This window comes from Cryobacterium sp. TMT2-10, from assembly GCF_004403075.1.
GTDB lineage: Bacteria > Actinomycetota > Actinomycetes > Actinomycetales > Microbacteriaceae > Cryobacterium > Cryobacterium shii.
The window spans coordinates 1-12,626 of sequence record NZ_SOGW01000136.1; the positions used below are offsets into that span (position 1 = coordinate 1).

The following is a 12,626-nucleotide window of genomic DNA, read 5'->3' on the forward strand; positions in this document are numbered from 1 at the left end:
ACACCCTCCGCCTTCGATTAACAGCGTCCACGCCGGGCCAGTCCGATCTGACTAGACGTGTACCGCTACCGACAATCGATTAGGACTCACTCATCTAGGCTGACAGTGCGGGGGGGGGTGTGTAATGCGCACGAACAGGGCGCGCCGCCGAGAGACACTGCGCACGATTATGGGGGGGCAGTATGCTGCGCAGAATGAATCGTCACCGGGGTAGAGCGCTCGCGGCAACCGCGCTGGTTGCCGGCGTGCTGCTGGTGAGCGGATGCGCCGCCGACGGCTCCCAGCCGGACGCCACCCCGAAACAGGCCGAGGAAACGACGACGACCAGCACCGTCGACGCGGCGATCGCCGCCATCGACCCCGGCCTGATCGACCACGTCGACCTCCTGCTGAACACGTCGGTCGGCTGCGTGGGCGCCGGCGACACCCCGCAGGCCACGGTGCGCGCCTGGCAGAACATGCGTTTCGTCTGGCTCGTCAAGGGGACCGAGCCACTCGCCGTGGCCGACGCCCTGATCCAGACCTACGAAAAGGACGGCTGGACCACCACGCCGAATCAGGCGGACGAGCCCGACGCCGGCCGCACGGTTCTTCTAACCGGGAAAGGCGTCGCCGACACCGCGCCCGGCCTGAGCGTCTCGGCCCGGTCGAACACCTCGCTACCGGCCGTGATCTCCCTCAGCTCGACCAGCCCCTGCTTCGACGCGGCCGACGTCAGCGACAGGCCGAGGTGATCGCAGCGCGCACCGTGATCCATTCGGCCCGCCTCGTCTCGGGCGGCACGAGCACCCCCGACGCGTGGGTGGCCTTCGAGCACGGCACGGTCAGCGCGATCGGCACAGGCACAAGCTGGCTGGAGCTCAGCCGCGGCCCCGACCCGGCCCGGGTGACGGATGCCGCCGGCCGGCTCCTCGTCCCCGGCTTCATCGACCTGCACTGCCACGGCGGCGGCGGGGCGGCGTTCGACGAGGGCGCCGACGCCATCCGCACCGCGCTGGCCGTGCACCGGCGGCACGGCACCACCCGCAGCTTGCTCTCGCTGGTCACCGCCAGCCTGCCGCAGCTGGAGCAGCGCCTGGCCGTGATCGCCGACCTGGCCGAGGCCGACCCGCTCATTCTCGGCGCGCACCTCGAGGGCCCGTTCCTCGCCGACGGCTTTTGCGGCGCGCACGACCCGGCCCTGCTGCGCATCCCCGACCCCGACTCCGTGGCCCGCCTGATCCGGGCCGGCCGCGGCCACCTGCGCCTGGTCACCCTGGCCCCCGAGCTGCCCGGGGCCGCCGAGGCGATCCGCGCCTTCCGCGCGGCCGGGGTGACCGTGGCCATCGGGCACACCGCCGCCGACTACGACACAGCGTAGGCCGCCTTCGCCGCCGGAGCCACCGTGCTCACCCACGCGTTCAACGGCATGCCCGGCCTGCACCACCGCCGCCCGGGCCCGGTCGCCGCCGCGATGCACTCCCCCGGCGTGACCCTGGAGCTCATCAACGACGGGGTGCACGTGCACCCCGAGAGCGCCTGGCCTTCGCCGGCGCCCCGGGCCGCATCGCCCTGATCACCGACGCGATGGCCGCCACGGATGCCCCCGACGGCCCCTATCTGCTGGGCTCACTCCCCGTCACGGTCGACAAAGGCATCGCCCGGTTGTCGCCCGGAGCGCCCGATGCCGGAACGATCGCGGGCTCTATCCTCACCCTCGACGACGCCCTCCGCCGCGCCGTCACCGAGGAAGGCCTGAGCCTCGAGGCCGCGACCGCTGCGGTGACCGAGACCCCGGCCCGGGCCCTCGGCCGCAGCCACGACCTCGGCCGTCTCGCGGTCGGCTACGTCGCCGACGCGGTGCTGCTCGGCGACGACTTGCGGGTGGACGCGGTCGTCGCCGAGCAGCCGACGACTCCTCTGAACGCGCCTCCGAAAAGCAGGAGCCCGTTCAACCGATCGTCTGAACCTCGGGCTGGTAGGCGTCGAGGGTGTCCGTCTGAAACCCCTGCTGCACGGCCTTCAGCTTGTCCTGGTCGATGACGACGATCGACTGCCCGTCGGGCGAGGTTCCGGTGCCCTTCGTCGGCATGGTGAAGAAGGTGACATTGCCCACGCGCACATCGCGCAGTTCCACGGCGAGACCCGCCACATAGGCCGCGTTCAGTTTGTCGTCCACTGCGAGATAGGGAGCAACCGCCCCGACCAGGCCGCTGATTTTGCCGGGGTTGGTGAGGGTTTCCGCCGTGAGTGTCTTACCAAGCACGGCCTTGATAAAGGACTGCTGGTTGCGCGCCCGCTGAAAGTCGCCGTCCGCGAACGCATGGCGTTCTCGCACGAACGCCAGCGCTTCCGTGCCGTTCAACCGGTGGACTCCCTGGGCGAAGTGCTCACCCCCTGTGTCGAAACCGATCGGGTTGTCGACGTCGACGCCGCCGAGGGCATCCGTGACGCCTTTGAACCCGGTGAAGTCGACGATAGCCACGTGGTCGATCCGCGCGCCGAGCAGGCCCTCGATGGTCTGCACTGCGAAGGGCACCCCGCCGTAGGACATGGCGGCGTTGATCTTCGCCTCGCCATGGCCGGGGATTGCGATCCAGCTGTCACGCATGATCGACATGACGTAGATGTTCTTGCGGTTCGCCGGCACGTGCACCACCATGATGGTGTCCGAGCGCTGCCCGGTCAGGTCCGCGATGGACCCTTCGATCGATCCGCGCGTGTCGGAACCGAGCAGGAGGATGTTCTGCCCTCGCGCCGCTTCACCGGTCTGCGCCGCCGGGGGTCGTGAAGCCTCATCGGGGAAGACCTGCGGGATTTTCACGGTCTGGCCGTCGAAGGTACTACTCAGACTCCAGGCGTAAGCAGCCACCGCCCCGCCAACAAGCAGTACGACGGCGATGGCGATGAGGGCGATCCGCCACCCTCGGCGTCTCGGCCGCACCGCCGGCGCAGTCAACGACTCGGCCACTATGGCCGACCTAGCCCGAGATAGGTCCAGCCGGCAGCCCGCCAGGCGGCGGCATCGAGCGTGTTGCGGCCGTCGATGATGATCGGCACACGCACCAGCGTGGCCGCCCACACCGGGTCGATCTGCTTGAAGTCGGCCCACTCCGTCACCAGCACGACCGCATCTGCGCCGAGCAGGGTGTCCTCGATGCTGGTGGAGTAGGTGAGCTGCGGATGCCGCAACCTCGAATTCTCGATTCCCTGTGGATCAGTCGCCACGACGTCGGCGCCCAGGCCCCGCAGCTGCACGGCCACGTCGAGTGCCGGCGAGTCCCGCACGTCGTCGGAGTGCGGCTTGAAGCTGAGCCCAAGCACGGCCACTTTGGCGGTGTAGACGGGCTTGTCCAACGCTTGCAAGGTCATCGCGACGACCCGCTGTCGCTGCCGCATGTTGATCACGTCGACTTCTTTCAGGAACGCGACTGAGTCTCCTCGGCCGAGCTCCTCGGCCCGGGCGGTGAAAGCACGGATGTCTTTAGGTAGACAACCACCGCCGAACCCTACGCCGGCGTTGAGAAACCGGCGGCCGATGCGGTTGTCGAAGCCGATCGCGTCGGCGAGCTCGGTGATATTCGCCCCGGAGACGTCGGCGATCTCGCTCATGGCGTTGATGAAACTGATCTTGGTGGCCAAAAACGCGTTCGCAGCGACCTTCACCAGCTCAGCCGTCGCGTAGTCGGTCACGATCAACGGCGTCTCCGCAACGATAGCCGATGCGTAGACCTCGTTGAGTACGGCCCTAGCGTGCTCGCCGGCCTCACCGGGCGCCACCCCGTAGACCAGGCGGTCGGGGCTGATGGTGTCTTTCACGGCGAAACCCTCGCGCAGAAACTCGGGGTTCCAAGCCAGGGTGGCCCCACTGCCCGATGCCTCGATCACCCCCGCCAGCCGGGCGGCGGTTCCGACCGGCACCGTGCTCTTGCCCACGACTAGGTCACCGGCGGCAAGATGTGGCAGCAGCGACAGCACAGCGGCGTCGACGTAGCTGAGATCGGCGGCGTGGCTGCCCGCCTTCTGCGGGGTGCCGACCCCGATGAAGTGCACCTGCGCACCGGCGGCATCCGCAACGTCGGTGCTGAAGCGCAGCCGGCCCGACGCCATCGCCGAGGTGAGAATCTCGGGCAGGCCCGGCTCGTAGAATGGCGGTTGGCCCGCGGCCAGTTGTTCGATCTTTCGGGCATCGATATCGATGCCCACCACCTCGTGCCCCAGTTCAGCCATCGCCGAAGCGTGCACGGCTCCCAGGTAGCCGCAGCCGATCACGGACAGCTTCATATCGTCGCCTTCTTCACGCTTGAAGCCTAGCCTCGGACCCCACAGCAGGCGGGCCAGGCCCCCTCTTTCGGTGGCCAGAACTAGCGATTCACCCGTCACGGCAGCGGTACAGTGAGAATCATGAGCAAGATCCGACCCGAGCAGATGGGCCACAAGGCTTTGTTACGACGAGGTCGCAGCACCAAGGGGCTTCAATACGCCGTGCTGGCCTTGGCTACCATCGCCGCCGGCGGTATCGGCTTCGCCGCCCTCGCACTCGCCCTGTAGCTCCCCGCGCCGGCTACTCCTTGGCGACGGTCCCGCAGTCCAGGGGCAGGTCGGAAACGCTCGTCGCGTTCACCATCGGCGTCACCTGGGCTTCAAGCGCCTTCTTGCTTGTTCCGGCCGCGACCACGTCAATGGTCATCTTCGACGTTGCCCCGGGCTCAATGGTCAGGGTCACCTTCGCCACCGGGTAATCGGTGTCGTGGAACGCTTCAAGCTGAACGGCAGCCCCATCAACCGTCGCTCCGACGATCTGTGACCCAGGCGGCGCGTAGACCATGACGATCATGCGCTGCACGCCTGGCTTGAGTTTCTCCCGGTCGAATGTTCCCAGAATCGAGGGGCTGATCGATGTCGCTGCGTCGGCTGGCAGCCCGTTCGCGAGGTCGACGCCAATGCGATAGGAAGCCTTTCCATCTGCCCGGCACTGGGCCTGACCCAGGCTGACAGCCTGCTTCAGGTAAAAGTTCATCTTCGAGCCGACGTTCTCCTGGAAGTAAACTCCGACCCGATCGGTTTCCTCGTCGCTCTTGGGCAAGGCGCCATCCACCCCGACGAACTCGAAGACGGCTTCTTCCTTCTCATTGGGGCTCCACACCAGCACCCTGCGTTCGTCAACTGCCTGTGTCAGGGCCGACAGCATCACCTTTGGATCCACATCGCCGCTCAGGAGCTGATCGAAGGTCTTCAAGACGATCTCCGAATAGACCAAGTCCTGCGCCGCATTGTCGGAGCCACCGTCCCCGGACCAGAAGCGCATGTAAACACCATTGAGAAGTAGCGGCACGAGAGTATCGCTCGTGATAACGTCCCCAGTCGACAGCGGGATGGGGGGCGTTCCACGCAGAAGGTAACCAAGCGCGATCGGATCGATCGAAATAACACCGTCGATCTCGGTGCCGAACTGCCGCTTCCACATTTCTTGGGTAATCTTGGCTGCGCTCGCGAAACTGGGCCTCACAGTGACGTTCGACACGGCCCGCCCGAACTCCGACCCATACAACGCTGCAACGCCATCAGGCATTGGAATCACGGAATCCTGGTAATACGCGAAGTTCCCCAATCCCGCCGGCACCGCCTTTCCGAGAGTGACACGACCTTCATCGATCGTTAGGAGGGCGAAGGAGAGCGAGGTGCCGCCAAGCGCACGAGCCTCAGCGTTGTTCTGAAACACGATGACATAGTTGCGAGGCGCGCTCGCGCCGAGAGCGTCGGGTGCGATGTCCAGCAGTTCCCTTGCGGAGGCGAGCGTCGGTGCGATGCCAGAAAGGAGACCGCCGAATTGTGTGACCGCCGACGAGACCTGCCTGATCGTTCCAGCGGTGTCGATCGCACGGATCCGCTCACCCGCCAGAGAGAGCACCTCGCTTGAATCGCCGATGGAAACGCCGGCTGCGGCGATGGCATCCAGGTCAATCGCCCCCTCGACGGGCCTCAGCAAGTCCGGGTTCAGAGTGGATGCGATTGCCGCTAGTGGTTTAATTGCCCCTCTGACCACGTCATCCCCTACGCCGGCCAGGGCGCGCACGGCCGTGAGATTGGGCCCGATGACCGGCAAGAGCTCGCTTACCCGCCACACCGGGTCGCTGGTCAGCTCTCGGGCCCGTTTCGAGTGCTCCGCCATAGACTTCACGGTTTTCGTCGCAGCCCCCGCGTCGCCAGCGAGAATCTGGGATCTGATCGTCTCGGCCAGCGGCATTGCAGCTTCCAACTCTGCCTTGGCCGTCAAACCCCGCACGCCGACCCAGATGCCTGCGAATATGACCACCCCGACGACGATCGCCACCAAGTACCACCAGCGTCGATAGAACCGACTCTTCTCGCGTGCAGCGCGCTTCTGTGCTCGGCGTGCCCGGAACTGGGTATTGGTTTCACTCACTGATCCATTGAATCAGGTTGCGCAGGCGTACGAGCGCTGGCCGAGCGTTCGTACGGAAAGAACCCACCACGAGGATCGTCTTTGTGGCCCGCTCCGGTGAGGTCGCGACTTCACACACGGTTCAGGCATAGTACCCGGCTACCCCTATAATCGGAATGCTTTGTTCGTGTGATCGCCCAATTGCTGCGGAGAGTTACGTTCGCCTACAGCGTGGCGAACCTGAATGGGCCAAATCCGGGCCTCTTTTCCGGGGCAGCACCGTCGTTGCGATCCCATCCACGGCTGCGCAACATGCCGCGCATTCACAGAGGAGAACCCTTGCCAGTCAGTCAGGCCCGACCCCCCCGACGCAAGATGCCGTGGAACCTGGCAGGCCTCACCGTAGCCGCAGCGTCTGCAGCGATATTCGTGGGCAACGTCTTTTATGGCGCGGTTGGCCTGCGTGGCAGCGATCAATACTGGTACGTCGCAGACCTATTGATGGCCAAGTTCACAGACTCGCCGGTGACAAACGCAATCTATCCGACGGTCGCTGCAACAGCCTCACTCACTGATTTACCACCTCGCATCCACAATCTGCCGATCACCTATTTGGCAGGCCTGGCGCATCAGTTGGGCGTGAGCGACTACGTGTCTTGGGTTTCGGTCAACGTATTCCTCGCCATACTCATAGCCCTGTGCCTGTACTTCGTAGCGAAAATCCAAGGGTATTCCTACCCATTCATAGCCCCGGCCGTCTTCCTGAGTTTTCCGTTGACTCTTTGGCTGTCGATAAACGCCCTCGCGGAAATGTCCTTGGCCTTGGGCGCGAGTCTTCTAATACTGGGATCGGTTGTCGCCTTAGCTACCTCCAGGTCCGAGACCAGGTCCATCTCAACCGGCCTCGTGATCATCTCCGTCGGCAGCGTCTTGATGTTCTACACCCGGGATAACTATGCACTCTTGCTTCCCGCACAGGCCCTTCTCACTATTTGGATATGCCGAAAGAATCGAATCCGGTGGCTCGCGGCGGCCCCGAGCCTCGTAATCACTATCGTTCTGGTAGCACTGAAGCCGTTGATATTCCCGCCGTACGCCCACGCTGGCGTGCTCTCCCAACTCATGGCCGGTACGCCCTCTGAAAAGGGGCAGATGACCTCTTACTACGATCTGGCGCAGGCACCTTTCTCCCTGTCAGAATTTGTTTCAAAGGCGGCCATGGGGCTCGCTCAGTCGATCCTTCCGTCGTCGCCATCTGAAGTCGTAACCGAATCCGCCGTTCTTCTCGTGGTGGCAGTCGGCATTTTCCTGATTCCTACCAACCAGAGCTCACGAGTGCTCAAGTTCTGGGCGCTGGTCGTGCTGGGCATCTACTTGGCAACTTCGGCGGCCTTCCAAGCCCAGAATCGCTATATCTTTGCGTTGGTTCCCTTTGTCGCAGTATTTGCTGTTGGCCTACTAAACCACCTGACGCGTCCCAAACGGGCGAACGGGCGGGTCTCAGTTGTGCCCTGGATAGCCGTGGCCAGCATCCTGATTGGATGCACCGCTGGGTCCTTCCTGATGGCGCGCGAATACAGGCACGAAGCTGAAACGGAGATGGCGCAAACGAAAACACTCCGCGCTGAACTGAACCGCACACCCCGCGGTTCAGTGCTCGCGGTAGCCGAGACTTCGCAGGTTCTTCCGTTGACCTATGCGGCAGTACCGCGCCCTGTCATAGCTCTGAATCCGCTAATCAGTTCCCCCGAGGAAGCAGCCCGTCTCATAGAAGACTGGGATGTGCGAATACTGGTTGGAGCGCGCAAGGCGGATCTCGCATACTTCTCTCACGCGGTGGATTTGGCCTTTCGCGGCCGTGCGACACTAATTCCTCGGCCCACGTATGAGGCGCCTGGCGGTCCCATCGAATTGTGGGTGATACAGCAGTGATTCGAGCTTGTCGGTTTGGTTCCGAATCGGCATGAATGCCTCTCGTCGACACGAGGGGTTCAGGTTTCGATGTCATCTAATCCAGGCACCAGGGATGGTCGCTCGCTCCAGTCGCTCCACCCGTTAGGTAAGCTGAAATCCACCACCCGGCGGCGCCGACTCAGGAAAAAAAAGTGAACACCACCTCTACTTTCTCTCCGATACCCATGAACGACCTGTCCCGCGGCATCGGGCGCGACCGCGAAATTCTCACGCTCGCCATGACTCAGGTGCTGGATTCGGGCTGGGTTGTGCTTGGCCCACAGCACGATAAGTTCCAGAGGGCACTGGCTGAGTATCTGGGGGTGTCCCACGTGGTCGGTGTAGCGTCTGGCACCGATGCCCTTGAACTCGCTATCAAGGTAGCCATGCCCGAGGCAAAGAATACGGTTCTTGGCGCCGCGAATGCCGGCGGGTACACCACAACGGCCGCTCGACGCGCTGGTTTTCGAGTGCGCTATGCAGATGTTGATTCCGAGAGCCTCTGTCTCACTGAGACAACCGTAAGCCAAGCGCTTACTGATGACATCGGCGTAGTAGTCATTACTCATCTGTACGGCAATTTGACGGATATCCGTGGCCTTGTTGCTCTGTGCCATGAACGTGGCATCCGTGTGGTCGAGGACTGCGCCCAGGCCATCGGGGCGCGGCGACCGGAAGGCGCGGCCGGATCCTTCGGAGACCTGGCCGCGACCAGCTTCTACCCCACTAAGAACCTCGGCGCGCTCGGAGACGGAGGGGCGGTGGCCACGAACAGCGCCGCCTTCGCCGAGAAGGTAACTCAATTGCGGCAGTACGGGTGGGACTCGAAGTACCGAGTTGCCATCGCCGGAGGCGCTAACTCCAGGCTCGACGAGATTCAGGCAGCCTTCCTCCTCGCGCGGTTGCCTCAGCTTGACGTACTCAATGACCGCCGCCGCTCGATCATTGCACAGTACGCAGCGGCCGCCACAGGCGGGCCGTTGCGGGTCCTCCCGGCAGCCGGCGAGCACCACGTTGCCCATTTGGCAGTCGCGCTGACACCCAGGCGAGATGAAGTGCGCGAGGTCCTTGCCCAACACGGGGTATCAACAGATATTCATTTCCCGGTACCTGATCACGAACAACCCGGATTCAACGCTGAGCCGCATTCACTTCCCAATACTGAAGAGTTCGCCGGGCAGTCATTCTCCCTTCCCTGCTTTCCCGAATTGACCGATGAGGAAGTTCTCACGGTCTGCAAAGCGATTAGGGCGCTAGCATGACGAACCCTGCGGCATACTCAGTCGTCGTACCTGTCTACGGGAATGCCGGAAGCATCCCCGATTTGATCGCTCGGCTAGGCGATATCGCCTTCCAACTCGACGGCTCTCTGGAGGTCGTTTTCGTTGTAGATGGTTCTCCGGACAATTCATTTGAACTTCTCGAGGAATTGATCCCCCGAGCTCCCTTCGCAACCCAATTGCTCCAGCACTCCCGCAATTTTGGCTCTTTCGCCGCGATTCGCACTGGGATGCAACAGGCCAGTGGCGACTTCGTCGCGGTGATGGCGGCCGATCTTCAGGAACCACCCGAGCTTGTGATCGAATTCTTCCGCCAGCTGGCCGGCGGCACGGTCGATGTGACGGTCGGTCGCCGGGAGTCGCGAGAAGATCCCCGCTTCACGCGCTGGTCGGCGTCGGCGTTCTGGAGCCTGTACAGGAATTGTGTCTTCCCCGACATGCCTCAAGGCGGAGTGGACATCTTCGCCTGCAACCGAGCCGTCGTTCACGAAATCCTGCGACTCGAAGAGTCCCATTCCAGTCTCGTCGGGCTCTTGTACTGGGTTGGCTTCCGGCGAGCCGAAGTTCCGTATGTGCGCCGCACCCGAGAGCACGGTGAAAGCGGCTGGTCCTTCGCCAAAAAACGTCGCTACCTCCTAGACAGCATTTTCTCTTTCACCGACATCCCCCTAACCGTCCTCATGAGCGTTGGCGTGGTTGGCGGCCTGTTCACGATCTTGGCCGCAATCGCCGTATTGGTGTCCTTTCTTGCTGGCGCTATATCGGAGCCCGGCTATACCCCACTCATGCTTGTCATACTCTTCTCCACTTTCAGTCTCCTCGTCGCCCTGGGGATCGTAGGGTCATACGTCTGGCGCGCGTTCGAGAACACCAAACGCAGACCGGGAGCAATCGTCATGTCGCACTGGGTCTCGGAAAGCCACTTGGTAACGGATGACGCCGCAGAAGCCTAGGCAATGGGCCGAACGGGCGCCGATTCGATTTCTCATCGCTGGAGGCGCAAACACAGCGGTGACAGCGCTCATTGTCGTGGTGCTCAGCCTCTTCCTGCCGGGGTGGATCGCTTTCACAATCGCATTTTCCCTTGGAATTGGGATATCGGTCGTCATGACCGGGCGCTGGGTGTTTCAATCGCATCTCTCACCGCTCCGTGCGGCCTTTTTCTCAGTCGCCTACCTGGCCATCTACCTTTGCGGGCTTGGGGCGTTGCAGTTGCTCGCTCTCTGGGGCGCTTCCCCGCTCGCTAACGGGGCGACAGTCTTCGTGACTGCCCCGTTGAGCTACCTCGCTGGCCGCCTAATTTTCACTAACGACAATCGGAAGCAGGTCGCGTGATGACGCAGTCCTATGTACACCCCCAAGGCATTTGTGAATCCGATCGTGTCGGTGAAGGAACCACCGTCTGGGCCTTCGCCCATGTGCTCAAGGGCGCAGTCATCGGCAGGAACGTCAATGTCTGCGATCACGTATTCGTTGAAAACGACGTTGTGATTGGCGATCGGGTGACGATCAAGTCAGGCGTGCAGCTTTGGGACGGCATTGAGCTGCAGAATGACGTCTTCGTGGGGCCCAACGTCACGTTTACGAATGACCGGTATCCGCGCAGCAAGCAGTACCCGGAGAGTTTTCCTCGCACTGTCGTGGAGCAAGGCGCCTCAATCGGTGGAGGAGCGGTAATTCTTCCTGGCGTACGAATCGGTCGCAGCGCCATGGTGGGCGCCGGCGCCGTCGTCACGCGTGATGTTCCCCCGTTCGCCATTGTCGTTGGCAACCCCGCGCGAATCTCGGGCTACACCGACACCGATGGCCGGAAGCTGGTCTCGTCGACCCAGTCAGCCACCGCCACAAACCAGCCGCTCGCGCGAAACGATTCGCTCGTTCAGTTGCGTAAGGCCACGGATATGCGCGGCAGCCTGGTCGTGGCCGAACTCGGCGCGGATCTTCCATTCAACCCCCAACGATTCTTCATTGTCTACGACGTCCCCTCACGAGACGTCCGAGGCGAGCACGCTCACCGCGAATGCGAACAATTCCTCATCTGCATCAAGGGCGCCGTTCGGGCCATCGTCGATGATGGAATGAATCGCGAAGAGTTCCTGATCGACTCACCCGACCTCGGCCTGTACATGCCCGCCATGACTTGGGGAACGCAATACGCATACAGCCCGGATGCAGTGCTCGCAGTGTTCGCTTCATTACCCTACGATGGCGCGGATTACATCCGCACCTACGAAGAATTCCGTAGCCTTGTCTCCGACCGTTCAGCTGAAAAGAATTCGGTCTTTCGCGATGAAGCATCATTAGCAAGTCATTAGCCAAGGCGCATGTCGCGCACCTGTGGTGCAGCTGATTCCTTTCAGCATTTTTCCTATCGCGAAGGTAGTCATTCCTATCGCGCAGGTGGTCACGTCCCGTGGAGTGGTGTAGTTCCCGGTCTTGGGGCGTTGGATTAACAACGTAGGAAACCATCGTGCGATGGTCAGTGAGAACCGATCAAAGAACTCACAGAAAGACACATCACACGATGGCTCTAGACCAGTCTGCCCTGCTTGACCTCCTCGCGGAACTCAAGCTCACCCATGTCCCCGACCGCATCCGCGTCGCGACCGAAACGCTCTACCAGGAACTCATCAATGCGGAGGCCAGCGCCATCATCGGTGCCGGCCGTTTCGAACGCTCCGAAGACCGCACCACCCAACGCAACGGGACCCGCCCGCGCGTCCTGTCGACGACGGCCGGGGACCTGAACCTGAAGATCCCCAAGCTGCGGCAAGGATCGTTCTTTCCCGCGCTGCTCGAGCGGCGCCGCCGGGTGGACCAGGCGCTGTTCGCCGTCGTCATGGAGGCCTACCTCCACGGTGTCTCGACGCGGAAGGTTGACGACCTGGTCAAGGCCCTCGGCGCTGATACCGGTGTCAATGGCCAATCCGAACTGCCCACTGGCGGCCAGTAGGAATGCCCGCTGGTGGCCATGAAAACTGCCCACTCATGGCCAACAGATCTGCCCA

10 protein-coding genes and 2 pseudogenes are annotated in these 12,626 nt (G+C 62.8%); 9 read left to right on the top strand and 3 right to left on the bottom strand.

What is annotated here, in order from left to right:
• Positions 1 to 194 precede the first annotated feature (194 nt).
• Both E3T37_RS17545 and E3T37_RS17550 read left to right on the top strand, forming a co-directional pair.
• Positions 195 to 734 carry a hypothetical protein gene (locus E3T37_RS17545; protein ID WP_241994593.1) on the top strand — a complete coding sequence of 180 codons (540 nt, stop codon included), beginning with the start codon at positions 195 to 197 and terminating at the stop codon, positions 732 to 734.
• A pseudogene (locus tag E3T37_RS17550) lies at positions 734 to 1,875 on the top strand (N-acetylglucosamine-6-phosphate deacetylase); the annotation flags it as partial. The gene E3T37_RS17545 and the pseudogene E3T37_RS17550, both read left to right, overlap by 1 nt.
• Before the next feature lie 55 nt (positions 1,876 to 1,930).
• Here the strand turns inward: E3T37_RS17550 and E3T37_RS16565 are convergent.
• The gene (locus E3T37_RS16565) at positions 1,931 to 2,923 is read right to left on the bottom strand and encodes an LCP family protein (protein WP_241994594.1); all 993 of its coding nucleotides are present in this window, start codon (positions 2,921 to 2,923) and stop codon (positions 1,931 to 1,933) included.
• Between the two features lie 26 nt (positions 2,924 to 2,949).
• Positions 2,950 to 4,263 (bottom strand): UDP-glucose/GDP-mannose dehydrogenase family protein, encoded by a 1,314-nt coding sequence (locus E3T37_RS16570; RefSeq protein ID WP_134368374.1) that lies wholly within the window; start codon positions 4,261 to 4,263, stop codon positions 2,950 to 2,952.
• Positions 4,264 to 4,383: 120 nt separating this feature from the next.
• On the opposite strand from E3T37_RS16570, the gene E3T37_RS17000 reads away from it, so the two are divergent.
• A complete protein-coding gene (locus E3T37_RS17000) occupies positions 4,384 to 4,530 on the top strand; it encodes a hypothetical protein (protein ID WP_166806137.1) in 147 nt (48 codons plus the stop codon).
• Between the two features lie 13 nt (positions 4,531 to 4,543).
• Here the strand turns inward: E3T37_RS17000 and E3T37_RS16575 are convergent, their stop codons facing one another.
• Complete coding sequence (locus E3T37_RS16575) at positions 4,544 to 6,406, bottom strand: DUF4012 domain-containing protein (RefSeq protein WP_134368368.1); 1,863 nt, start codon at positions 6,404 to 6,406, stop codon at positions 4,544 to 4,546.
• A 408-nt stretch (positions 6,407 to 6,814) separates the two neighbouring features.
• Here E3T37_RS16575 and E3T37_RS16580 point away from each other — a divergent pair, with 408 nt between their 5' ends.
• The 6 genes and pseudogenes from E3T37_RS16580 to E3T37_RS16605 all read left to right on the top strand — a co-directional run.
• A complete protein-coding gene (locus E3T37_RS16580; protein WP_134368369.1) occupies positions 6,815 to 8,317 on the top strand; it encodes a hypothetical protein in 1,503 nt (500 codons plus the stop codon).
• A 173-nt stretch (positions 8,318 to 8,490) separates the two neighbouring features.
• Entirely contained in the window at positions 8,491 to 9,600 is a 1,110-nt protein-coding gene (locus tag E3T37_RS16585; RefSeq protein ID WP_198416065.1) for a DegT/DnrJ/EryC1/StrS aminotransferase family protein, read from the top strand.
• On the top strand, positions 9,597 to 10,571 hold the full coding sequence (locus tag E3T37_RS16590) for a glycosyltransferase family 2 protein (RefSeq protein ID WP_134368370.1): 975 nt from the start codon (positions 9,597 to 9,599) through the stop codon (positions 10,569 to 10,571). The genes E3T37_RS16585 and E3T37_RS16590 overlap by 4 nt, the downstream gene beginning before the upstream one ends.
• Positions 10,552 to 10,953 (top strand): GtrA family protein, encoded by a 402-nt coding sequence (locus E3T37_RS17905; RefSeq protein ID WP_134368371.1) that lies wholly within the window; start codon positions 10,552 to 10,554, stop codon positions 10,951 to 10,953. The genes E3T37_RS16590 and E3T37_RS17905 overlap by 20 nt, the downstream gene beginning before the upstream one ends.
• Complete coding sequence (locus tag E3T37_RS17725) at positions 10,953 to 11,933, top strand: WxcM-like domain-containing protein (protein ID WP_134368372.1); 981 nt, start codon at positions 10,953 to 10,955, stop codon at positions 11,931 to 11,933. Before E3T37_RS17905 ends, E3T37_RS17725 begins: the two co-directional genes overlap by 1 nt.
• Before the next feature lie 209 nt (positions 11,934 to 12,142).
• A pseudogene (locus tag E3T37_RS16605) lies at positions 12,143 to 12,538 on the top strand (transposase); the annotation flags it as partial.
• Positions 12,539 to 12,626 lie beyond the last annotated feature (88 nt).